This window comes from Streptomyces sp. MCA2 (assembly GCF_023544705.1).
In the GTDB taxonomy this organism is placed as follows: Bacteria; Actinomycetota; Actinomycetes; order Streptomycetales; family Streptomycetaceae; genus Streptomyces; species Streptomyces decoyicus.
The window spans coordinates 51,022-74,462 of the sequence record NZ_JAMJFM010000044.1 but is presented as its reverse complement, the minus strand read 5'-3'; the positions used below and the strand labels follow the sequence as shown (position 1 = coordinate 74,462).

The following is a 23,441-nucleotide window of genomic DNA, read 5'->3' as shown; positions in this document are numbered from 1 at the left end:
GCTTTCTCGGCGGTGTGGTTATTTGGTCGGCTTCTTGCCGGTGACGCCGAGGTGCACCAGCAGCGCCAGGTTCGGCTTGAGCTCGGCCTGCTTGACGCCCCAGCTCTGGAAGCCCTTCTGGTGCCCGGCAACCGCGGCCAGCATCGCGACGAGCGAGCCGGCCATTGCGGGCGGGCTCACGTCCTTGTCGACCTTGCCCTTGCTCTGTAGTTCCTTGATCGAATCTGTAAGGGAGTTGGTGACGGCATTAAGGATCTTCATGCGGATCTTGTAGAACCGCTTGTCGCCCTCGGCCGCACCCAGGTCGATGACGCGCAGAATCGCGTCATGCCTCCGCCAGAAGGAGAGGAAGCCCTCGACCAGATCCTCCGCCGCCTGCCACGCGGATTTGCCCACCCAGGAGCGTCCGGCGACAAGATCGGTCAGAGTGGCGCCTTCTTTGGCCATCTCCTCGGCGATTTCGAGGACGGCACCCTCGACGTCCGGGAAGTACTGATAGAACGTTGCGGGTGAAGTCCCCGCTTTTCGGGCTACATCGATGACTTTGACGTCCCGGTAGGGGGACGAACTGAGCATTTCGCTGAGGCAGTCGAGAAGCTTTTGCCGCGTCGCCTGTCCGCGGCGGCCGGCAACTCTGCCGTCGACGGTTCGAACTTGTCCTGTCATGCCGTCAGCTTACCGAGGGGTGATCGGAGCGCGATTTGGCTGCCTGCAAATGGGGATGGGGGAGTTCGCGGTGCGCGGCCCCTTAAAGGGCGCCGGTAGCGGGCCCGCCCGCGGTCGCGATTCGTACGGAGCCGCTTGGTCCGATCCGGTGAAGAGTGTTATCAACAGGCTGTGGACAACTTTGGTGGATAAGTGGTCACTGTCCGTGCGGCAAGTGCGCGGCGATGGCCGTCAGTTGAACATCGGCACCTTCTTCCGTCCGTCATCGCCGCGCCCGATGGGTCCTTCAGGAATCGACCGTGTGTGCGAATCCTCGGCGGGCGAACCGTACGAACCGGCGCTAGCTTGGACATCTGACCGCCGCGGCGGCAGACGCTCCGGCCTGCCCGGATTCCCGGCCGGGCGCCACGCCAGGTGTCATGACGCCGAAATGACCTTCGAACGCGCAGAATTGGGCCGTGGGGCCGAGGGCGACGACGGGGATGGCGTGACCGGTGGGGGATGGGTGTGCACAGTCGGTGGAACTGCCGGTGGAGCGGCCGGTGGAACGGTCGGTGGAACAGCATGGTTTTGGCCGCCGCGGCCACCGGATGCCCGGGGGTGTGAACCGCTCCCCCGGTGCGCCCGTCAAACAAAGTGGTGAGCGTCCGTATTTCGAGCGGTGCCGCGCACGGGGGATTTGCAACCCGCCGGTAACTCGCTCGGCAAACGCCCGTCAGGGGACGTATCGCAGCACGTCAGGCGCGGTTGGGTTACGTCGGGTAACGGGCCCGGTGCGGGCTACGGGGGGTATGCCGTGACACGGCGGACAGGCCCCGGGTTCGCAACCGTCGGCCCGGCCAGGAACAATCAGCACGCGTACGGCCGTTTCGACAGTCCTCGCCGCCGGCGGGGAGACGCTGCACGGGGCAGTGGCTCTCGGCGGCTCGTGGCTATGGAGAGTCTCTTTTTTACGCCCCACGGGGAGGTGGCAGGCAAGTGGTGGAGCAGCTGAAGCAGCTGACGCAGCACGATCCCCGGCGGATCGGCCCGTTCGAGGTGCTCGGCCGTCTCGGGGCCGGCGGCATGGGCCTGGTCTATCTGGCGCGTTCGGCGTCCGGCCGGCGCGTGGCGATCAAGACGGTGCGTACCGAGCTCGCCGAGGACCAGCTGTTCCGGGTCCGCTTCACACGCGAGGTGGAGGCGGCCCGCGCGGTCAGTGGCTTCTACACGGCCGCGGTGGTGGACGCCGACCCGCGCGCGGCGGTGCCCTGGCTCGCGACGGCCTATGTCCCCGCGCCCTCCCTCGAGGAAATAGTCAATGAGTGCGGGCCGCTCCCGGCCCAGGCGGTGCGCTGGCTGGCGGCAGGGATCGCCGAGGCGCTTCAGTCCATCCACGGCGCGGGCCTGGTGCACCGTGACCTGAAACCGTCGAACGTGCTGGTCGTCGAGGACGGCCCCCGGGTGATCGACTTCGGTATCGCCTCCGGGGTGTCCAACACCCGCCTGACGATGACCAACGTCGCCGTCGGCACGCCCGCTTATATGTCGCCCGAGCAGGCCCGTGACTCGCGCAGCGTGACGGGCGCGAGCGATGTCTTCTCCCTCGGCTCGACGCTCGTCTTCGCCGCCACCGGGCATGCGCCGTTCCATGGCGCCAACCCCGTGGAGACCGTCTTCATGCTGCTGCGTGAGGGGCCCGACCTGGCCGGGCTGCCGGACGAACTGCGTCCGCTCATGGAGTCCGTCATGCAGATGGAGGCCGGCCAGCGGCCGTCCCCCGCCGACCTTCAGTCCCAGCTCGCGCCGCATCTCTTCGGCTCCGGCAGCGATGACAGCGGTACCGCCTCGGCCTGGCTGCCGGCCGGCGCGGTGGCACTCATCGAGGGCCGCCGCGGTGGCCGCTCCACCGTGGCGAACAACAGCCAGCGGGCCGGCTCCGGGCGCGGCGCCGGCCGTGCGGCGCCCGCCGCGCCGCCGTCCCCGCCCGTGTCGCCCCCGATGCCCGCATCGCAGCCCGTCCCGGCGCCGCCGCGCCCGGAGAGCGCACCGGTCGGCGCGGAGTCCGGCTGGCCCGGCCAGATGGGCGCGGGCCCCGGCGCGCACCGTGGCGGCGATCCGCGCGGCGGCAACCCGGGCCCGATGCCGCAGCCCGCGGCGCTCGGCCCGGACGTCTCGACGGCCCGGGTGACCCCGGTCTCCGCCGCACCGCCCGCCGCCGCGCTGTCCGCAGCCCCGCCGGCCGTTTCCGTGGACGGCGCCGCAGGGCCCGTACGCCTCGGTGGCTCGCCCGCCCCGATCGGGCCGGGGCCGCGCGCCGACTCCCCCGGCGTCCAGCCGCGCGGGCAGGCCGGTGCCGCCACGAACTGGGTGCGGCCGCCCGGTACCGGACCGGTCACCGGTGTGCCGCCGCAGGGTCCGGCCAACGGCGCCGTGGCCGGGGACGGTCCGGCCCGTGGCGAGGCCGCGCCGCCCGCTCCGCCCGAGGCGCCGCCCGCCGAGCCGGGCCGCTGGCGCCCTTGGCGGTTCCGGATGTCGAACGATGTGTGGGGCACCCCCGCCGTCGCCGACGACCTGCTGTACGTCACGTCCTTCGAGGTGCATGCGCTCGACGTGGCCAGCGGACGCCGTAAGTTCAAGACCCGCGACGTCGCCTGGGCGATGGCGGTCGCGGACGGCCGGATCCATGCCTCGGACGGCCCGAGCCTGTACGCGCTGGACGCCGACGACGGCACCGAGCGCTGGCGGCTGCACACGGAGGGCTGGGTCTACGCCCTCAAGGTCGACCGCGGGACCGTCGTCACCAGCACCCGTGGTGGCGGCGTCCAGGCGTGGGAGGCCGCCAACGGCGAACTGCTGTGGGAGATCGGCGGCGTCCAGACCGACTTCGAGACGGCCGAGGCCGGGCCCGTGGTGCACGACGGCACGGTGTTCGTCTGGGCCGACGCGCGGCTGAAGGCGCTGGAGGCGCGCACCGGCATCGAGCGCTGGTCGTACCCGGTGGGCGACGCCGCGGCCTGCGGCGGGGTGCCCGTACGGCTGCTGCCCGCGTCGGACGGCGCGGTCTATGTCGTGGCCGGGACCCGGGTGCTGGCGATCGACATCGCGCGCGGCGACGTGCGCTGGCACTTCGAGGCGCCCGCGGTGTTCCTCAGCCCGCCCGCCTTCGCGCCCGGCCCGGCCGTCACCGGCGGCGGGGTCTACCTGGCGGACTACCTCGGCACGGTCTACGCGCTGGACCCGTCGGACGGCCGCGACCGCTGGCGGATCGCCACCGAGGCGCGGCAGTCCACCGAACCGGTGCTGGTCGCGCACGGCGCGGTCCACCTCGGCAGCGGCAAGGCGCTCTACACACTGGACGCGGTGACCGGCACCCCGCGCTGGCGGTTCCAGGCCGGTGCGGAGGTCGTCGGCGCACCGGTCGTCGCGGAGGGCCGGGTGCACTTCGGCTCGGCCGACCACTGCCTCTACACGCTCGACGCGATGGGCGGCCAGCTGCGCTGGAAGCTGGCGACCGGCGGCGAGATCACCGGTTCGCCGGTGGCGGTCGGCGGTGTGGTGTACGCGTGCAGCAAGGACCGCTGTGTGTATGCGCTGGACGCGGCCAAGGGGACGGGGCTGGCGCGGCGGTCGTGATGCGACGGTCGTGATCTGGCCGTCGTGATGCGGCTGTCGTGACCTGGTGGTGGCCGTCTACTGCCGGTCCTCCGGGGGCTGTTCGGGGCGTTCGGACCGGTCGGGCTGACCGGGCTGGTCTGGCTGGCCGGACTGGCCGGGCTGTTGTGGCTGCGCGGGGCGCGGCTGCCGGTGTTCCTTGGCCCACTCCACCGGAGGTGTGGGGGGCTGCTGACGGGCCGGCATGGTCGGCGGTGGCGGGTGCGGTTGTTGAGGTTGCTGAGGCCGTTGTTGCGGCTGTCCCCACTGTTGCTGCGTGGGCGGTGGCGGCGGCGGGGTGACCGGCAGGGGAGCGGTGGGGGTGTCCTCCCTCGGGCCGTAGGCACCGCCGCCGTGCCCGCCGGGTGCCGCGGGGCCTGCCGGGGGTCCGGCGGGGCCGGTGGAATACGGCTCCGGGTTCCACTCCTCGGCTCCCGGGCGGCCCGCGTCCCAGGGTTCCGGCGTCCCCGGGGGGTAGGGCGTGCGCGGGTCGTAGGGCGCACGCTCGTCGTAGCGGTCGTCCGGCGCGGCGGGGCCGTAGCGTCCGTCGGCGTACCGGCGCTCGTCGTATGCGTGCTGGGGGACCCGTCGGCCGCGGCCGCGCATGATCAGGGCGCCGAGCAGCAGCAGTGCGCCGCCGCCCAGGGCGTTGGCGACGCCCACTCCCAGGCCGCGGGCGCCGGCCGTCAGTTCGCTGGCGGCCTGGCCCTGGCGGACCATCCACAGGATCGTGAAACCGAGCACCACCAGGCCCGCGAGGGTGATCAGTGCCCGGGAGCGCAGGGCGACTCCGATCAGGGTCAGCAGGGCGGCGAACGCCATGGGGAGGACGACGGAGCCGAAGAGGGCGGCGCTGCTGCGGGTGATGCCGTTGAAGAGGTCTTCGATCCGCACGTCGCTGCCGTGACGGCCGTCGTACCAGGGACGGAAGGGGCTCCAGACGGCGGCCGTCGCTCCGACGAGGGCGATCAGCGACCCGATGACGTTGCGCACCACGGGCGTCGCCTCGCTTCGAGTCGTCCGGTCATCCTCCGTGACCGACGCTACGCCCGACCCTCTGTGCTCGCGAGAGAAGTACGCCCGCACGCGTGGCATGGGCCCGTTCGGGGTGTCACCGGGCCTTGCTAAGGTGCCGTGCACGCGTCAAACCACAGGATGACGGGTTCAGCGGTTTCCACGGGGGATGAACAAGAGAATGCAGCAGTGCACACGCATGGGCAGCCGCGGTGGCGCCCGTACGGGAATCAGGGCAGCGGTGGCGACCGCATTGGTGCTGGCCACGGTCGCCATGGCAGGTGGCTGCGCGCTCCCCCGGCCTCGTGTCAAGGTGCCGGTCTACGCGCCGAGCCCCAGCTCCACCGACGGGTACGACGCGAGCAGTGCGACCCCGTCGTACGAGCCCACGTACTCGCCCTCGCCGACCCAGGAGACGTACGACCCGGACGGGCGCTCGGACGTCGACGGCAGTAACTGCGACTTCTCCGATTCGCTGCGCCAGTTCACGTACACGGTCTCCATCACCAATCCGTCGTCGACCGACTCCTTCTCCTATGACATGGCCGTCAACTGGATGAAGGCCAAGCCGGCCGACGGCAAGGCGTACGGGCTGCACGAGCGCTCGATCACCGTCGGCCCCGGCGACACCGAGACGTACACCGCCAAGTACACCGTCAACCAGTCCTCCATCGGGCAGTTCTGGTTCACCTGCGAGATCACGCGGGCGCACAAGTCGCGGATGTAGACGGGTGCCGACGGATGGAGGGGTCACCTGACCGGTGGTCCGGCGTCCCGTCCGTCCTCCCGCCCGCCCTCCTGGCCGCCGTGCCGCGGGCGGGCGGCGAACAGCCCGGCCTGGCGGTCCGGGGGCAGATTGCCCAGCGCGATCAGCTGGGGGGCCTGCGCCAGGGCCTGTGTCCGGGCCGCCTCCTTGGCCGTCCACAGGGCGCGCACGGTGCCCTGGACCGCCTCGGTCGGCTGGGCGGCGAGCACGGCCGCGCGGCGCAGCGCCACCTCGGCCGCGGCGCCGGGCGCGGTCAGCTCGGAGACCAGGCCGATCTCATACGCGCGAGGTGCCCCCAGCCGCTCCGCCGTCCCCATCAGGGCCAGCCGGGCGATCTCCCCGTAGGGCATCCGCTGTGCCATGTAGATGGACTCGTATGCGCTGACCATCCCGTAGGTGGTGTGCGGGTCGAAGAAGGTGGAGTTCTCGGAGGCGATGAGGAACTCGGCCTCCCCCAGGAGATAGAAGGCGCCGCCGCAGGCCATTCCGTCGACGGCGGCGATGACCGGCTTCCACAGGTCGTTGGCCTTCGGGCCGATGCGGAGCAGCGGGTCGTCGAGGGAGTAGGGCGAGGGCGGCTGGGGGACGTCGACGGAGCGGTCGAGGCCGCTGGAGAAGGCCCGGCCGCCGGCGCCGGTGACCACCGCGGCCCGTACGGCGTCATCGAAGCGGAACGCCCGCCAGGCCGCGCCGAGTTCGGCGGCGGTGTCCAGGTCGATGGCGTTGTGCCGTTCGGGCCGGTCGAGGGTGACCAGCGCGACCCCGTCCTTGATCTCCGTGCGGAGCGTCATGGCCGCTCCAGGAGCCAGCGGGGTACGGTCACGCCTCCCGGCATGGTGTGGAAGGCGGCCTTCACCGGGGCGCCGATGCGCAGCCGTGCCGGGTCGACGGAGTTGAGGGGGGCGTCGGGGGCGGTGACGAGATTGCCGACGAGGCGGATGCGCGGGGCCTCGGCCAGCTCCACGACGACCGCGTTGTAGCCCGGCCGGGCGGCGTAGGCGGGCAGCAGCGGCGGGTGCGGCAGCACATAGGACCAGATGCGGCCGCGGCCGCTCATCCGCTGCCAGTGCGCGGCGAAGGACTGGCAGTGCGGGCAGCAGGGCCGGGGCGGGAAGCGCAGTTCGTCGCAGCCCGAGCAGGCCTGGATGCGCAGTTCACCCCGCGCCGCGTACTCCCAGAAGGGCGCTCCGTCGTCATCGGCGACGGGAAGCAGCAGGTCGGCGGCGCTGTCGGGCCGGTTGTCAGTGGCGGGTGTCACGATCGGGGACATGGCATCGCGAACGGACTCGGCGGACTGGGCGGATTCGGCGGACTCGACGGCTTCACGGGCGCTCATGGCGTATCAACTCCTCAGCAGCAGGGCCGAGGTGGGGACGCCCTCGCCCGCGGTGACCAGGCAGGTGGCGGCGTCGGGGACCTGCGCGGTGCTGGTGCCGCGCAGCTGCTTGACGCCTTCGGTGATGAGGTTGAAACCGTGCACATACGCCTCGGAGAGACCGCCGCCGCCGGTGTTGAGGGGGAGCCGGCCGCCGATCTCCAGCGCGCCGCCTTCGGTGAAGGCCGCGCCCTCGCCGCGTCCGCAGAAGCCGTAGCCCTCCAGCGAGAGGGGGATCAGGGGGGTGAAGGCGTCATAGATCTGTGCCACGTCGACGTCCTGCGGGCCGAGGTCGGCGCCCTTCCACAGGTGCCGGGCGGCGGTCCAGGCGGGGCCGGTGAGCGGGTCGTCGTTCCAGTAGTTGACCATGCCGTGGTGCTGGGCGGGCAGGCCCTGGGCGGCGGAGTGGACGTAGACCGGCCGCTGCCGGCAGTCGCGGGCGCGCTCGGCCGAGACCAGGACGCAGGCCAGCGCGCCGTCGGTCTCCAGGCAGTTGTCGAAGAGGCAGAGCGGCTCGCTGATCCAGCGGGCGGTCATATACATCTCGCGGGTCAGCGGGCGTTCGTACATGACCGCCGCCGGGTTCTGGTTGGCGCGGTTGCGGCAGGCGAGCGCGACGTTGAAGAGGTGGTCGCGGGTGGCGCCGTATTCGTGCATATAGCGGCGGGCCAGCATGCCGATCTCGTCGGCGGGGCGCAGCAGTCCGAAGGGGCGGGTCCACTGTCCCGGGGTGGGCAGCTGGGCCTGGGTGTTCTTCCAGGGGCGCGGTCCCGAACCGCGTTTGCGGGACCGCCAGGCGACACCGACGCTCGCCTGGCCGGTGGCGACGGCGGCGGCCAGATGGGCCACCGTGGCGCAGGAACCGCCGCCGCCGTAGCCGACCTTGGAGAAGTGGGTGAGGTCCCCGGCACCGATCGCCTTGGCTATCTCGACCTCGTCGGTCTCCTCCATGGTGTAGGAGGCGAGGGCGTCCACCTCCGAGGGGGCGATCCCGGCGTCGTCCAGCGCCGCGACGATCGCCTGACAGGCCAATGTCTTCTCGGAGGCGGGGAGATGCTTCGCGAACGGAGTCTGTCCGATGCCGGCTATCGCCGTAGCGTCCTTGAGGGTCGCCCCCATCGCCACCTCCGTGGTCGGTCGTCAGTGCTGACAGCGGAGGAGGCTACCGCTAATCTGACGGGTAGTCAGCTAGTGGCGCAGGGCTCTTCGGCGGGAGGCAACGCGATGCGCGACGACCTGGAGGCGCGGGCGGACCTGGAGTACGGCGTCATCCCCCGGCTGGTGCGCACGGCTTCGCGGCGGTACGCCTCCCGCGAGGCCGTGGTCGAGGGCCGCACCCGGGTGTCGTATGCCGAGCTCGGCGCACGGGTGGAGGCCGCGGCGGCCGCCTGTATCGCCTCCGGGGTCGCGCCCGGCGACCGCGTCGCCCTCTGGGCGCCCAACACCCTCGACTGGATCGTCTCCGCGCTCGGGGCCGTCACCGCGGGCGCCGTGCTCGTCCCGGTCAACACCCGCTTCAAGGGCACCGAGGCCGCCTACGTCCTGCGTCGCACCCGCGCCAAGCTCCTCTTCGTCACCGGCACCTTCCTCGGCACGTCCTACGTCGCCTCACTCCGCCGCGCCGCCAAGGAAGGCAGCGGCCGCGGCCCGCTGCCCGGGCTGCCGCAGCTGGAAAAGGTCGTGGTGCTCTCCGATGACGCCCCCGCCGACTTCACCACCTGGCAGGACTTCCTCGCCGGCGGTGCGGAGGTGTCGCCGGAGACGGTCCGCGGCCGGGGCGACGCCCTGCACCCCCACGCCCCCTCGGACATCATCTTCACCTCCGGCACCACCGGCCATCCGAAGGGCGCAGTGATCACCCATGCGCAGACCCTGCGCGCCTACGACGCCTGGAGCGATCTGGCCGGCCTCCGGGAGGGCGACCGCTATCTGATCGTCAACCCGTTCTTCCACACCTTCGGCTACAAGGCCGGGATCATCGCCTGTCTGCTGCGCGGCGCGACGATGATCCCGCAGCCGGTCTTCAGCGTGGAGACCGCGCTCGCCAATATCGCCGCCGAGCGGATCTCCGTACTCCCCGGCCCGCCCACCCTCCACCAGCAGATCCTCGACCACCCCGCCCGCGCCCTGCACGACCTCTCGGCGCTGCGCCTGGTCGTCACCGGAGCCGCCGTGGTCCCCCTGGAGCTGGTCGAGCGGCTGCGCAGCGAGCTGAAGATCTCCACGGTCCTGACGGCATACGGGCTGTCGGAGAGCTCGGGCGTGGTCACGATGTGCCGCCGCGGCGATCCGCCCGAGGTCATCGCCACGACCTCGGGCCGGGCCCTCCCCGGCACCGAGGTCCGGGTCGTCGACGCCTCCGGCGGCCCCCTGCCGCCCGGCGACCCCGGCGAGGTGCAGGTGCGCGGCTACCACGTGATGTCCGGCTACTTCGAGGACCCGGCCGGCACGGCCCGCGTGATCACCCCCGACGGCTGGCTGTGCACCGGCGATGTGGGCGTCCTCGACGCGGACGGCAACCTCCGCATCACCGACCGCATCAAGGACATGTTCATCGTCGGCGGCTTCAACGCCTATCCCGCCGAGATAGAGCAACTCCTCGGCCGCCACCCGGACATCGCCGACGTCGCCGTCATCGGCATACCCGACCGCCGTCTCGGCGAGGTCGGCAAGGCCTACGCGGTCCGCCGGGCCGGCTCCGCGCTCACCGCCGACGATCTGATCGCCTGGTCCCGCCGCGAGATGGCCAACTACAAGGTCCCGCGGGAGGTCGCCTTCGTCACCGAACTCCCGCGCAACGCCAGCGGCAAGATCCTCAAGACCCGGCTGCGGAACGGAGCCCCGGGGCCTGCTCCGGCGTGATCCGGCCGCGCAGGACGCCGACGCCCTACGGCCCCGGAGGCGCCCAGTCGGGCCGACGCCCTACGGCCCCGGAGGCGCCCAGTCGGGCCGACGCCCTACGGCCCCGGAGGCGCCCAGTCGGGCCGACGCCCTACGGCCCCGGAGGCGCCCAGTCGGGCCGCCGGCCGCTGAGCGCCACCACCTGGTCGAGCAGTGGTGCGTCCGCCCCCACTGCCACCGGCGCGCCGAACACCGGCACCCGGTCCGGGCTCTCGGCCATCGGCACGAGCAGCGCATACGAGACCCCGAGGCTCGCCGCGTCGGGCAGGTAGTCCTGGCCGGTGGCGCGCGCCAGGTCCCAGCCGTGCAGCACCAGCTCGTTCAGCGCGAACCGGCCCGCGATGGCGGCGGGCAGGGTCACCCCGCCCGCCTGGGTCTCGCCCTCCCAGGCCGCCGGATCGTGCCAGGCCTCCGCCATCCCGCGGAGGTTGCGGTCCAGCTCGGCCCGCCAGCCGGGCTCCACGTCCGGCACCTCCGCACCCGGGTTGATACTCGTCGTCGCCCCCAGGTCCTTGCGCGCCGAGTCCTGGAATGCCGCGGACAGGCCGACGAGGTGGCCCAGCAGATGGCGCACCGCATAGGCCTCGCAGGGGGTGGGGGCGTCGAGCTGCTCATCGGCGGTCTGCGCCGCGAGCTGCGAGACCAGCCGGGCCTGCGCAGCGAAGTCGATCGTCTCGGTCATCGTCCGGGTCCTTCCGTCCTGCCGGGGGCGTCCTGCCGGGTCGTCCCACCGGAGGCGTGCCGCGCACCCCTCCGGTGACGCTCCCAGTGAAGACTCCGCCGGCGCCCGGAACTCATCGCCACACCGCCGTAGCGCCCCGGCTACTCCGTATACCGCTCCCGCAGCACCGCCTTGAGCACCTTGTTCAGCGGCCCGCCGCGCGGCAGCTCGCCGACGGTCTCCAGCTGCTCCGGCAGCTTCTGCGTCATCAGCCCGGCCGCCCGCAGATGCGCGGTCACCTCGTCCAGGGTCAGCGGCGCCGCCCCCGGATCGGCGGCCGTGACCACCGCGCACACCCGCTCGCCACGCTCCCGGTCCGGCAGCCCGATCACCGCCGCCTCCGCCACCGCCGGATGGGTGTGCACCAGGTCCTCGATCTCCTGCGCGGAGATGTTCTCGCCCTTGCGGATGATGATGTCCTTGAGCCGCCCGGTCAGCACCAGATGCCCGTCGGGACGCAGATACCCCAGGTCACCCGTGCGGAAGAAGCCGTCGGCGGCAAACGCCCCGGCGGTCAGCGCCGGGTCCGTGTACCGCCGGAAGAGCATCGTCCCCTTGAGCGTCACCTCACCGGACTCCCCGGCCCCGGCCTCGCTCCCGTCCGGCCGGGCGATCCGTATCTCCGCCCCCACCACCGGCCTGCCGACCGTCCGCGACAGCTGCTCGTCCCCGTCGTACGGCGTGCCCATCGTGATCATCGGGCACTCGGTCATGCCGTATCCGTGCACGATCGCGCACCCCAGCTCCCGCCCGGCCGCGGTGTACAGCTCCGGCGGCATCGGCGCCCCGCCGCCGGACAGCAGCCGCAACGAGGGAATCAGCCGCCCGGCCTGCGGATGCCGCTGCCGGTAGCGGCGCGACTCATCGAGGAACGCCTGGTAGAAGGCGGTGCTGCCACCGGCCATCGTCACGCCGTGCCGCCGGTAGGCATCGGCCGCGCGGCCCGGCTCGAAGGTGTCCAGGATGACCGCGGGAAACCCGCTGACCAGCATGGCGATGACATAGTCCGGGCCGGCGATATGCGCGTACGGGAAGGCGATCGAGCCGACGTCGTCCGCGGACATACCGAGCGCGGTGGCCAGCCCGATGCCGCCGGCGAGGAGAGTGGCGTCGGTGTGCTCGACGCCCTTGGGGGAGGAGGTGGTGCCGGAGGTGTAGTAGATCCAGGTGGTGCCGCCGTCGGTGTCGGACACCGCATCGGGCAGCCCGGCCGGGTCCGCCGTGGGCAGCCCGTCCCCCACCGGGACCACCCGCACCCCGTCCCCGGCGGCCTTCCGCACCATCGCGGTGTGGTCGAACCCCCGCCACACGCCCGGTACGAGCACGAACTCCGCCGCCGACTCCGCCAGGATGAAACCGACTTCGCGCTCCCGGTGCTGCGGGATGACCGGTGTCTGTACGGCCCCGAGCCTGGCCAGCGCCAGCGAGGCGATCACCGTCTCGATCCGCGTCGGCAACTGCCAGGCCACCCGGGTCCCCGCCCCGATCCCCAGCTCCCGGAACCCGGCCGCCGCCCGCAGCGCCGCGTCGCGCACCCCGTCGAAGGTGACGCTCCGCCCGTCCGCGTCGTAGAACATCGGCGCTCCGCGTGAGACCTGTGCCCGGTACTCGACCAGTTCCCAGAGCGAATGTGTGCGGGCGGGTTCGAACACGGCGCCTCCTCGCGGGTCGCGGGTGGCGTGACTGTAGCACCACGAACTGACGTACCGTCAGATGCCTGCAAGGAGCGGAGCGATGAACTCCTTGCCGGGCCGTGGGCGCTGCGGGCCGGGTGCGGAGCGTCCCGTGGCAGCCCGTGTGGCGAGGGCTGCCGGATGTGTCAGGGGGTGTGGCTGTCGAGGGGCACCAGCGGCCGGTGGTTGTCGCTCGGTATCACCGGCATGTGGTTGTCCGGGACGACCACGGAGTGCGGCGGGGCGGGGGTGTGGCTGTCGGCGAGGGCGGGCGCGGTGGCGCCCCCGAACGCGGAGAGCGCGAGCGCGCCGACGACGAGGATCTTCTTGGTGGAGGTCATGCCAACTCCTGAATAAAGAACGGAAATTGTCGCTCGTGTCATAAAAATAGTGGCAAGTGCGCTCAGGCGTTCGCACTTCTCGCCGGCGGCAGAACCTCGCCGGCGAAACCGAAGCGGACATGCCGCAGGGACCGGTGTCGGTGGCTTCCCCTCCGAGCCATGGACACCGGCCCCTGCAATCCCCCGAACAGCTCCCCCGTTGGCTCAGGTGGTGCTAGTTGGGCTTGCCGATGGGCTGGTGACTGTCCATCGGCAGGATGGTCTCACCGGCACCGGACTTGGTGCCGTTCTTCGGCGCGGCCCCCTGGCCGGGAGTCGGCTGGTGGCTGTCGTCGACGGTGGGGTTGACGCCGGCTCCCGCAATGGGCTGGTGGCTGTCATTGGGCTTGATGACGTCGCGATCCCCCCGCGACGGCACCTGGGGCGTCAAATCGGCCCCGAGAATCGGCTGGTGGCTGTCGAGGGGCTTGACGATGTCACGGTCCCTCGGACCCGGTGTCTGCTTCTCGGTTGTCATGGCGATCAACTCCTGTGTGGGCGCTTGTGCCCCGCCCGCCCGGCGACTCCCCCGAGGGCCTCCGGACGGGCGCGGCGCGGCCGCTCACCTTAACGGGGCGACCTGGTCACCGAGCCGCTTGCCCCCCGAGGCGGCGGATCGGTAAGCAATAGAGTGGCCCCCGCCGATGAACGATCGATAAACGTCCGCTGCGGGGGCCCACAGGCGCTGTTACGCGACCACCACGGGAACCAATAGCTCCTGGACAACGGCACTTTCCGGCAGCCCGAGACGCTCGAAGATGGCCAGCGCCTCCTGCCAGCAGACCCGTGCCCGGCCGGTGTGCCCGATCTCGTTGAGGGCCCGCCCGAGCGTGGTGAGGGCACTGGCCCGCCGGGACTCGCCACCGATGCCGCGCAGGGCGGCCAGCGCCTGTTCGGCGTGGTTGGCGGCGGCGGCCGGCTGCCGGGCCGCGAGGTCGACCTCGGCCATCCGGTAGTTGGTCATGCCTTCCCAGAACCGCTGGCGGCTGTCCTGGAAGATGGCCAGTGCGGCGGCAAGCTGCTGGGTCGCCTCGTCCAGCCGGTTGTCCTGGGTATAGGCGAGGGCCAGGGCGTACATGCCGTTGGCGAGCCGGCGGGTGGCCCCCAACTCGCGGTAGATGGCGATCCCGTCCTCGGCCAGCTGTATGGCGCTCGCCACCCGGCCGGTGTCCAGATGGACCCGGGAGAGGTTGCACAGCGCGCTGGCCTCGGAGCTCCGGTTGCCGTCGCTGCGGAAGGCGGCCAGGGCCTGCCCCAGGTAGGCCTCCGCGTCGTCGTGCCGCCGCTGGGCGTTGGCGATGATGCCCCGGTCGTTGGGGGCGTACGAGGAGGAGAACGGGTCCTCGACGGCCAGGCCGAGCAGCATGGCGGACTTGGCGTTCTCGTCCGCGTCGTTCAGCCGGCCCGAGAGCGTACGGGCATAGGCGAGCGCGGTGTGGATCCTGGCCTGGGCGTGCTGCTCGCCGGCCTTCTGGGCGGCGGCCAGCAGGGAGACGCCGGCCTGTTCGTACTGGAGCGCGTCGGCGCCGGACTCGGCCAGGTCCTTGGTGAGCAACAGCAGGTCGGCGGCGCGCCGCAGGGTCGTGGGGCCCTCGCACTGGCGCGCACATGACAGCAGGCAGCCGGCCTCGCTGAACAGCCACTCCAGCGCCGTCGTGCGGTCGTCGAATTCCAGGCCCGGGAAGGCGGTGGCCTCCATGTGATCGACGAGGCGGTCGCCGGGGCGTTCGAGGACGTACATGTTGGCGGCCGTGGCGGAGTAGAAGTCCAGCAGCCGCGACATCGCCGCGTCCCGTTCGGACGGGGGCTGTTCGTCGCGTTCGGCGCAGGCGCGTGCGTACAGCCGCACCAGGTCGTGGTAGCGGTAGCGCCCCGGTGCGGCGGACTCCAGGAGGGAGGTGTCCACGAGGGACTCCAGCAGCTCCTCGGCCGCGTCGATGTCCAGGTCGAGGATGGCGGCCGCCGCCGCCAGCGAGATGTCCGGCCCGTCGGCCAGGCCCAGCAGACGGAAGGCGCGGGCCTGCTGGGGCTCCAGCTGGCCGTAGCCGAGTTCGAAGGTGGCCTTGACGGCGAGGTCGCCGGCGCGGAGTTCGTCCAGGCGCCGGCGCTCGTCGGCGAGCTTGCGCGCCAGGATGGAGACCGTCCACGTACGGCGGGCGGCCAGCCGGGAGGCGGCGATGCGGATGGCCAGCGGCAGGAAGCCGCAGGCCCCGACGACGGCCATGGCGGCCTGCCGCTCCGAGGTGACGCGCTCCTCGCCGACGATCCGGGTGAAGAGGGAGAGCGCTTCTTCCGGGCTCATCACATCGAGATCGATGAGGTGCGCACCGGCCAGGTCGTTCATCCGGGCGCGGCTGGTGACCAGCGCGGCGCAGCCCTCCGTGCCGGGCAGCAGCGGCCGGACCTGGGAGGCGTCCCGGGCGTTGTCCAGCAGGGTCAGGACACGTCGGCCGGCGAGGGTGGAGCGGTAGAGGGCGGAGCGCTCCGCCAGGCCCTCGGGGATGGAGGCGTCGGGCGTGCCCAGGGCGCGCAGGAAGGCGCCGAGGACGGCCACCGGCTGGGAGGGGTTGTGCCCGGCGCCCTGGAGGTCGACGTAGAGCTGCCCGTCGGGGAAGTGGTCGCGCGCGGTGTGCGCGACATGGACGGCGAGGGTGGTCTTTCCGACGCCGCCGATGCCGGTGAGCGCCGAGACGGCCATGACGCTGCCCTCGGCGGTGGCGAGTTGATCGCCGAGTTCGGTGACGAAGGCGGCACGCCCGGTGAAGTCGGCGACGGTGGCGGGCAGTTGTTGCGGGCGCACCACGGCGGGACTGCTGGTGTTCGCGTCGAAGCTGACGATGACGGGTGCGTCCAGCTCCGGGTCGGCCCGGAGGATCCGCTGCTGGAGCTCGGCGAGCGAGGCGCAGGGTTCGACACCCAGTTCCTTGTCGAGCAGCCGGCGGGTGTCGGCGTAGACGGCGAGCGCCTCGGCCTGCCGGCCGCTGCGGTACAGCGCGAGCATGAGGAGTTCGCGCAGCCGCTCGCGGAGCGGGTGAGCGGCGGTGAGGGCGGTCAGCTCGGAGACCGCCTCGGCGTGGTACCCGACCTCCAGGTCGAGTTCGAGGCGGGTCTCCAGCAGGGTCAGCCGCCACTCGTCGAGGCGGGTGCGCTGGGTGTCGGCGTACGGACCGGCGAGGCCGGCCAGCGGTTCGCCGTCCCACTGTGCGAGCGCGGCGTCGAGGAGTTCGCGGGCCCGGCCGCGGTCACCTGCGGCCTTGGCCTTCTCGGCCTCGGCCGCGTACTGCTCGGCATGGTCGTGGTCGAGGTCCAGCGGGCGGCCGTCCACCGACCGGATCGCGTAGCCGCCTGACTCGCTGACCAGGGCGGCGGCGTCATCGCCGAGCGCCTTGCGGAGCCTTGAGGCGTACGTACGGAGCGCGGCGAGCGCGGCGTGCGGCGGTTCGTCGCCCCACAACGCGTCGACGAGCTCGGGTGCGGTGGCGGTACGCCCGCCGCGCAGCAGCAGTGCGGCAAGCAACGCACGCTGCTGCGGGGACCCCGCCGCCAGCGGTGTCTCGCCGCGCCAGGCCCGCACGGGACCGAGCACGGAGAAGCGGAGCCGCTCCCGCCCCTGCCCCGGACTGTCGTCCATGTGTCCACCTGCCCTGTGCCATCCGTTCGTACCGTTCGCATCGGTTCACCGAGCGCAACGGTCAGTCTGCCTTGTCACGGCCCCTTACGTCAGTAGGGGTCCGGAGCATCCACAAAGCCTCCTCGGGTGATCAGGACGGGTATGCGCCGGCGCACAAGGAGGCGCGAGATTCCACTTCCGTGCGCTCATTGGCCGTTAGTTGCCTCTCTGCGCTCCGAATGCGCCCCACCGAGCTCTTCCGCTCTCGCCCACCCCTTCCCCCTCCCCATGACTTTGCGTCAGCCGCCGCAACGCCTCCATCGAAGGCACCGCACATTACTGACGGATCGTCAGATCAGCGCTACCGTGTCGGGCATGGAGACCTTCCCCAAGATCATCTCGGTGGACGACCACACGGTGGAGCCCCCCAACGTCTGGCGGGACCGGCTCCCGTCGAAGTACCACGACATCGGCCCGCGCATCGTCCGGGCGCCCCTGAGGGAAATGACCTTCGTGGGCGGCAAGTTCGCCCCGAAGATGGGCGCCGCGGGGGACGACGGGCCGATAGCCGACTGGTGGGTCTACGAAGATCTGCACCGGCCGCTGACCCGCCTCGACACCGCCGTCGGCTACTCCCGCGACGACATCAAGCTCGAAGGGATCACCTACGAGCAGATGCGTCCGGGCTCCTTCAGCGTGCCCGAACGCCTGGCCGACATGGACGTCAACCACGTCCAGTCCGCCCTCTGTTTCCCCACCTTCCCCCGCTTCTGCGGCCAGACCTTCACCGAGGCCAAGGACCGCGAACTGGGGCTGCTGGGCGTGCGCGCGTACAACGACTGGATGGTGGAGGAGTGGTGCGGCCCGCAGGCGCGGGGCCGGCTGATCCCGCTGACCCTCGTCCCCCTGTGGGACGCGGAGCTGGCCGCCGCGGAGGTACGGCGCAACGCGGCCCGCGGCGTACGGGCGGTCTGCTTCAGCGAGATCCCGCCGCATCTGGGGCTGCCCAGCATCCACACCGACTACTGGGACCCGTTCCTGCGCGCCTGCGACGAGACCGGCACGGTCATCGCCATGCACATCGGCTCCTCGTCGAAGATGCCCTCGACCAGCGCCGACGCCCCGCCCGCCGTCGGTTCCACGATCACCTTCGCCAACTGCTGCTTCTCGATGGTCGACTGGCTGATGAGCGGCAAGTTCGACCGCTTCCCCGACCTGAAGATCATGTACGCCGAGGGCCAGATCGGCTGGATTCCCTACATCCTCGAACGCGCGAACGTGGTGTGGGAGGAGAACCGCGGCTGGGGCGGCGTCGCCGACAAGGTCCTGCGCCCGCCGTCCGAACTCTTCACCGAGCACATCTACGGCTGCTTCTTCGACGACGCCTTCGGCCTGAAGAACCTGGATGCCATCGGCGTCGGCAACGTCCTCTACGAGACGGACTACCCGCACTCCGATTCGACCTGGCCCAAGTCGAGGGAGGTCGGCGAATCCCAGATGGGACACCTGGCACCGGCCGTGGTGGAACAGATCGTTCGGGGGAACGCGATTTCGCTGCTGGGGTTGACGGGGGAGGGGCTTTGGGCGGCGTCGGGGGAGGGAGATTGAGGGAGGGAACGAGGGCGACGGGTGGGGGCTCGACTTTGAGCTCCCAGGGGTGATCCGCTCCCCGGAGCCGCCCCCGCAGCGGTTTCCACAAGGGATCAACAAGGAGGGCGCGGGCCCGTACTCTGGCTGTGACGAGCTGCACAGAGAGGGGCAAGGCTGTGTCTTCAGATGCCACGCCGGACCCGTTCGCCGAGCCGGTTGCCTTTGGTCAGCGCATGCAGATCCTGCGGACCCGTAGAGGGATGAGCCGCAACGTCCTGGCTGGGCTGCTGGGGAAGTCGCCGAGCTGGGTCAAGCAGATCGAGGGCGGGCGCCTGCACATGCCCAAGCTGCCCATGATCTTGCGTATTGCGGAGGCCCTCAGGGTCAGGGATCTCTCCGACCTCACGGGTGATCAGTCGATGGCGATCGCCATGTTCACCGGGCCTGGGCACGTCCGACTGCCCGCGGTACGGGCGGCCCTCAATACGTTCCCTTTGACGACGCGACGGGAAGCTCCGACGGCGGCACACCTCAGGGAGCGCCTCGTCCGCGCGTGGGGTGCCCGGCATTCCGCACCGAACCACCGCGACGTCATCGGCGCTCTCCTGCCGGAACTCATACGGGATGCGCAACTGGCGGTACTGCAAGCCGATTCGGCGGGCGAACGGCGGGTGGCGCAACGGCTGTTGTCCGAGGCGTACAGCCTGAGCCAGTTCTTTCTCGCGTACCAGCCGGATGCCTCGCTGCTGTGGCGGGTCGTGGAGCGCGGGATGATTTCCGCGCAGGAATCCGAGGACCCGCACACCATCGGCGTCTCCGCCTGGCTGGCGACCCAGGCACACCGCGACAGCGGGCACGCACACTTCGACGCCGCCGACGCGGTGAACCTGGAGACACTCCGCTACCTGGAAGCGTTCTTGCCGGACGCCGGCGACGAGGTGCTCGCCATTGCCGGAGCGCTGCAATTCGAGGCGGGCTACACCGCCGCCCGCCGGGGGGACACCGGAACCGCCTGGCGCTACTGGGATACGGCACGTGCCATGGCGGAGCGGCTGCCCGCCGACTACTACCACCCCGTGACGTCGTTCTCCCGGGCCGTCATGGGAGCCCACGCGGTCACCCTCGCGGTCGAGTTGCACGCGGGGGCGGAGAGCGTGCGCCAGGTGGCCGCCGCCGACACCACGACGATCCCCTCCCGGCCGCGGCGTGCGCGGCACCGGATCGAGGAAGCGCGCGGTTATCAACTCGACGGACAGGCGGAGGCCGCGTTGGCCGCCCTCGGCAAGGCGTACGAGGCGGCGCCGGAAACCGTCCGGTACAACGGCTATGCGCGGCGCATCGTCCTCGAAGAGGCGGAGTCCAAGAGTCCGTCCCAGCGACGCCGGGCAAGCGAACTCGCCGTCAGGATCGGTGTATTGGCCGCCTGACCGAGGGGGTACAAAGTGTGCCCCCGCTACCTCCTCAAGGCCCCTACGGTCAGTCCTCGTACGACTACCGAAGGTCCCCGCGACCGCGTCAACGACGGCCCGGGGGCATGGCCAACCTGAGGAAAGCAGGTCGACGTGCCGCACTGTATCGCCCGGATCTTCGAGCCGTTGTTGCGGTTATTGCTGCCGCCACCGGGCCGTCATCGGGGGGACGTTACCCATCCTGCGGAACCCCGCGGGGCCGCAGCGGCCGGGCGCCTGACGCGTGTGCCGGTGCTGCGGGGTGAGGACACCGTGATGGTCCGGCCGTATCTCGTGGCGCATGAGCGGCGGCAGCAGGTACGCATGCCAAGTGCCCGCCCCCGCGCCTTCTGGACGGCCGTGGCCGGTGTGCCCCTCGGCCTGCGTCTGAAGCGTGGAACGGTGGTGGTCGCGCCGTGAGTGAGTCACAGACAACGGTCCGGCTGCTGCCGTGGTCGAACCCGGACGGCAACCCGTGCTTCCTCGCGGGCGACGGCAGCGGCTACGTATCGCGCGTGGCCGACAGCATCGAGACCATGCAGCTCGACGTGGCGGACGATCTGCTCGGTCACGCCGACGACATGCTCGGCGACCCCAAGGTCACCGTGCGGGAGCTCCGCTTCCTTGCCACGGAGCTGGCCACGGCGTTGCGGGACACGCGCCGGGTCGCGGTGAGCCGGGGTGCGCGTCTGTCGTCGTCGGTCCCTGGCTCCGAGGGGCACGGCAGCGACGCGAGCGCGGGCGCATAGGCGGCGGGGCTGATCGGTCCGCGCCTGTTGTGCCGTGCCGTCAGCCGCAGGTGGGACGGGGCGGCGGGATGGTTCCTACGTAGCGGCGCCATTCGGCGTCGGTGAGATTGCGATCGGCGATCCGGCAGAGGCCCTCGATCCAGGAGTTCACCGAGAAGTCCCAGGAGAGGACCTCGCCGCCTTCGGTGGCTGTCCACAGGGTGCCTGTGCTGTCCATGACGAAGCCGGTGTGCTCCCCGATGCCGCCGATTCCGGACAGCGTATGGAGTGGGAGGGGGATGTCGGGGCCGCCCAGCCGGTCCCCGGTGTCCGCGTCCCACCCGCTCACGGCGCCGCCGTCGGAAACGGTGATGACCGTGCTGCCGTCCGCGCTCGCTGTCACCCGGGCCCCGTTCGGCTCGGCGCTCTGCCAGCGGAATCGCTGCTCGTCCAGGTCCCAGCGGGCCAACGTCCCTTTACTGCCTTCGAGGAACAGTGCGTTTCCCTCGGCGGCCAGCGCGAGCGAGTTCACCTGCTCGCCGTCCAGGCGCACCGACTGTAGTTTCTTTCCGGAGTCGACGTCGTAGAGGTCGACGGCGCCCTTGGTGTTCTCCACGGCGGCGGTCCGGCCGCCGTGGCTCAACGAGGAGAGCAACCCCTTCTGAGGGTCACCGGTGCCAGGCGGCACCATGATCCGGGTGCGTGGCGCCGACGGTCCGGCGACATGGACTGCCCCGTCGTCCGTGGTGATGACCAGAGAGCCGTCCGCGCGCGGGGCGATCATGACCGCGTTCCGGTAGTCGTCCTGCCGTCCGGAGAAGGCCACCGTGCGCCGTTTCACCAGGCGGGTGTCCTGGATCTGCCATGACTGCACTGCGCCGTCCAGGCCGGCATGCAGTGTCCGGCCGTCAGGGCTGAAGGCGAGCGCGTCGTACATGAGGGTGTCCCCGCCCGCGAGCGTGCCGCCGCCTTTCGGGCTCCAGACGTGCAGTTTGGTCTCCGTGCCGAAGGGGTCCCCCTGCATCAGGTTGCTCCAGGCGACCTGGCCGTCCGGGCCGGCGGCCAGAGGCGGGCTGTAGAGCATGGTCTGGCTGTCCGAGAGGGGCAGGCCGTGGGCATGAGCCGTCCGGGAAAACTGGTCGAAGTTCCACACCGCGACCGTCCGGCCGTGTGCGGAAGCGAGCCTGCTGCCCGTGTCGGAGAACTTCAGCAGCGAGGGCCGGCCGACACCGGTGAGCTTGCGGAGCTGACTGTCGTGCGCTTTGGTCTCCGCGTCGACCACCGTGATGCCGGACGCGGTGCCCACGGCCATCCGTCCGTTGTCGGTCAGCGCCAGCGACCTGGCTTCTTCGTTGGTGAGCGTGGGGAAGTCCGTGCAGGTGTTGGCGACGGGCTTGCGGCCCTTGATCTCCGGTAGTCCGGTGCTGATGATCTGCCCGAACTTCAAGTAGCCGAAGCAGCGGCCACTGTTGGAGACGGCCGCCAGGAACTGGCCCGGGGGCAGTACGAGCTCGTCGCTGTCCAGGATCGTGCGCAGCTCGGGCACGGTGTGCAGGGCGCCGCCCCCCAATGTGTCGCGTACCAGAAGGCGGGACCCGGCGTCCTGGAAGGCGATCACGTCGCCGGAGTTTCCGGTGCGCTGGGAACGGACCTTCTTCCCGCTCTCCTCGTACAGCACCACCGTGCCGACCGCGTCCACGACGGCCAGCTGTCCCGCCGCGCTGAATCCCAGTGCGGAAACGCCCTCCGGCTGGGGAGCCAACCGCCGCAGTGTCTTGCGCGTCAGGTCATAGACCCCCACGTTGCCCTTGCTGTCCCCGGCGGCCAGCCGCTTCCCGTCCTTGCTGAAGCCCACTGCCGTGATGCGGCCCGGCAGTGAGGTCCGGGCGCGCAGGGTGCGGCCGTCGGCACCCCGCACCGCCACCGCGCCGCCCTCGTCCCCGACGGCGACCGCCTTGTCGTCCGTGCTGAAGGCGAGCGCGCTGATGTCCTTCGAGCTCGACACCATGCTCACCAGATGAGGGCTGTCCGTGGAGAGCCGGTTCAGCGTGGCGATGGCCTCGGGGGACTGCTGCATGCGGTACGCCTCGATCGCCAGGAGCGACGCCAGCTGCAGATTTCCGTCCTTGAGGTTCAGCGCGGTCGCGGCCAGCTGCCGGGAGGTCGCCAGCCGGGCCTGCCGCTGCGCCTCGTCCCGCTGCTGGACGGCGTTCACCCAGCCCAGGCCGGCCACCACGGCGAGACCGGTGATGACGGCGAGCGCACCGCGCACGAGCCGTTTCGTCCTGCGCTGCCGGGTGACGTCCGCACCGATGAGGTCCTCTTTGGGGCGCTCGTGCAGCGGGGCCGCCAGGTCGGCCACACACTGCTGGAAGCGGGAGTCCCGCAGCGAGCCGGGATCCTGTTCCGACATCCACCGCAGATCGACCCACCGAGGCTCGTCGCTGAACATTCCCGCCATGGTGCGCGGCAGGCAGGTGGTGCGCTCCCAGTCGAAGTCCCCCGTCCCGTGGTCCCACGTCAGCTCGCCGCCGGTGACGACGATGAGCATCCGCCGCGCCCCGGGGCCGGCGCGCCACCAGTCGATCTCCTTCTGCACCCACTCCGAGTCCGCGGACCGCGGGCAGGCGAGCAGAATAAAGGCGCCGGAATCCGCGAGATGACGCTCGATTTCGGGCCACAAACCTGGGTTCGCCGCCAGCGAGGCATTGTCGAGGAAGATGCGCAGCGCCCGTAATTGCCGCCAGCTGCTGCGCGCGAAATTCTGTAGGCCCCGCCGCAGATGATCAGCTTTGGCGCTGTCGGCCGCATGGCTGTAGGAAAGGAAGGCGTCGTATCGGTGGGTGCGCTGAGAGGCGTTCTGACCAGCCATTCCGGTTCCCCCGTCGTCAGGTCGGCACGGGGCCGCCGCACGTCCCCGTCGCCGCATCATCCAC

Annotated in this window: 17 protein-coding genes; 6 read left to right on the top strand and 11 right to left on the bottom strand. The window is 71.3% G+C overall.

Annotated features, from left to right (window positions below; genetic code table 11):
- Positions 1-18: 18 nt before the first annotated feature.
- Positions 19-666, bottom strand: a complete 648-nt coding sequence (locus tag M8I34_RS30005; RefSeq protein WP_030080541.1) for a TetR family transcriptional regulator — start codon at positions 664-666, stop codon at positions 19-21.
- Between the two features lie 978 nt (positions 667-1,644).
- Between M8I34_RS30005 and M8I34_RS30000 the strand changes: the two genes are divergently transcribed.
- Positions 1,645-4,281, top strand: coding sequence for a PQQ-binding-like beta-propeller repeat protein (locus M8I34_RS30000; RefSeq protein ID WP_250054683.1), 2,637 nt, complete (start codon positions 1,645-1,647; stop codon positions 4,279-4,281).
- Positions 4,282-4,338: 57 nt separating this feature from the next.
- Here M8I34_RS30000 and M8I34_RS42030 read toward each other — a convergent pair whose 3' ends face one another.
- Positions 4,339-5,295, bottom strand: a complete 957-nt coding sequence (locus M8I34_RS42030; RefSeq protein WP_374211011.1) for a hypothetical protein — start codon at positions 5,293-5,295, stop codon at positions 4,339-4,341.
- A 187-nt stretch (positions 5,296-5,482) separates the two neighbouring features.
- Here M8I34_RS42030 and M8I34_RS29990 point away from each other — a divergent pair, with 187 nt between their 5' ends.
- Entirely contained in the window at positions 5,483-6,040 is a 558-nt protein-coding gene (locus tag M8I34_RS29990; RefSeq protein WP_244414192.1) for a hypothetical protein, read from the top strand.
- A gap of 23 nt (positions 6,041-6,063) precedes the next feature.
- On the opposite strand, the gene M8I34_RS29985 is transcribed toward M8I34_RS29990, so the two are convergent.
- From M8I34_RS29985 to M8I34_RS29975, 3 genes are all read right to left on the bottom strand, one after another.
- Entirely contained in the window at positions 6,064-6,870 is an 807-nt protein-coding gene (locus tag M8I34_RS29985) for an enoyl-CoA hydratase/isomerase family protein (protein WP_250054681.1), read from the bottom strand.
- Positions 6,867-7,349, bottom strand: coding sequence for a Zn-ribbon domain-containing OB-fold protein (locus M8I34_RS29980; RefSeq protein WP_250054699.1), 483 nt, complete (start codon positions 7,347-7,349; stop codon positions 6,867-6,869). Before M8I34_RS29980 ends, M8I34_RS29985 begins: the two co-directional genes overlap by 4 nt.
- Before the next feature lie 72 nt (positions 7,350-7,421).
- Entirely contained in the window at positions 7,422-8,573 is a 1,152-nt protein-coding gene (locus M8I34_RS29975) for a lipid-transfer protein (protein WP_250054679.1), read from the bottom strand.
- A 105-nt stretch (positions 8,574-8,678) separates the two neighbouring features.
- On the opposite strand from M8I34_RS29975, the gene M8I34_RS29970 reads away from it, so the two are divergent.
- Positions 8,679-10,316 carry a FadD3 family acyl-CoA ligase gene (locus M8I34_RS29970; protein ID WP_250054677.1) on the top strand — a complete coding sequence of 546 codons (1,638 nt, stop codon included), beginning with the start codon at positions 8,679-8,681 and terminating at the stop codon, positions 10,314-10,316.
- A 130-nt stretch (positions 10,317-10,446) separates the two neighbouring features.
- Here the strand turns inward: M8I34_RS29970 and M8I34_RS29965 are convergent, their stop codons facing one another.
- The 5 genes from M8I34_RS29965 to M8I34_RS29945 all read right to left on the bottom strand — a co-directional run bounded on the left by M8I34_RS29965 (position 10,447) and on the right by M8I34_RS29945 (position 16,760).
- Complete coding sequence (locus M8I34_RS29965; RefSeq protein ID WP_250054675.1) at positions 10,447-11,037, bottom strand: TIGR03086 family metal-binding protein; 591 nt, start codon at positions 11,035-11,037, stop codon at positions 10,447-10,449.
- A gap of 140 nt (positions 11,038-11,177) precedes the next feature.
- On the bottom strand, positions 11,178-12,728 hold the full coding sequence (locus tag M8I34_RS29960) for a class I adenylate-forming enzyme family protein (RefSeq protein WP_250054673.1): 1,551 nt from the start codon (positions 12,726-12,728) through the stop codon (positions 11,178-11,180).
- Between the two features lie 167 nt (positions 12,729-12,895).
- The gene (locus tag M8I34_RS29955) at positions 12,896-13,090 is read right to left on the bottom strand and encodes a hypothetical protein (protein WP_250054671.1); all 195 of its coding nucleotides are present in this window, start codon (positions 13,088-13,090) and stop codon (positions 12,896-12,898) included.
- 214 nt (positions 13,091-13,304) lie between these two features.
- Positions 13,305-13,607: a hypothetical protein gene (locus tag M8I34_RS29950; protein WP_250054669.1), complete on the bottom strand. Its 303-nt coding sequence runs from the start codon at positions 13,605-13,607 to the stop codon at positions 13,305-13,307.
- Between the two features lie 210 nt (positions 13,608-13,817).
- Positions 13,818-16,760: a BTAD domain-containing putative transcriptional regulator gene (locus tag M8I34_RS29945; protein WP_250054668.1), complete on the bottom strand. Its 2,943-nt coding sequence runs from the start codon at positions 16,758-16,760 to the stop codon at positions 13,818-13,820.
- 354 nt (positions 16,761-17,114) lie between these two features.
- Here M8I34_RS29945 and M8I34_RS29940 point away from each other — a divergent pair, with 354 nt between their 5' ends.
- From M8I34_RS29940 to M8I34_RS29930, 3 genes are all read left to right on the top strand, one after another.
- Positions 17,115-18,347 carry an amidohydrolase family protein gene (locus tag M8I34_RS29940; protein WP_284050958.1) on the top strand — a complete coding sequence of 411 codons (1,233 nt, stop codon included), beginning with the start codon at positions 17,115-17,117 and terminating at the stop codon, positions 18,345-18,347.
- Between the two features lie 158 nt (positions 18,348-18,505).
- Positions 18,506-19,756 carry a helix-turn-helix domain-containing protein gene (locus M8I34_RS29935; RefSeq protein ID WP_250054663.1) on the top strand — a complete coding sequence of 417 codons (1,251 nt, stop codon included), beginning with the start codon at positions 18,506-18,508 and terminating at the stop codon, positions 19,754-19,756.
- 437 nt (positions 19,757-20,193) lie between these two features.
- The gene (locus M8I34_RS29930; RefSeq protein ID WP_250054661.1) at positions 20,194-20,526 is read left to right on the top strand and encodes a hypothetical protein; all 333 of its coding nucleotides are present in this window, start codon (positions 20,194-20,196) and stop codon (positions 20,524-20,526) included.
- 40 nt (positions 20,527-20,566) lie between these two features.
- On the opposite strand, the gene M8I34_RS29925 is transcribed toward M8I34_RS29930, so the two are convergent.
- On the bottom strand, positions 20,567-23,377 hold the full coding sequence (locus M8I34_RS29925; RefSeq protein WP_250054659.1) for a toll/interleukin-1 receptor domain-containing protein: 2,811 nt from the start codon (positions 23,375-23,377) through the stop codon (positions 20,567-20,569).
- Positions 23,378-23,441 lie beyond the last annotated feature (64 nt).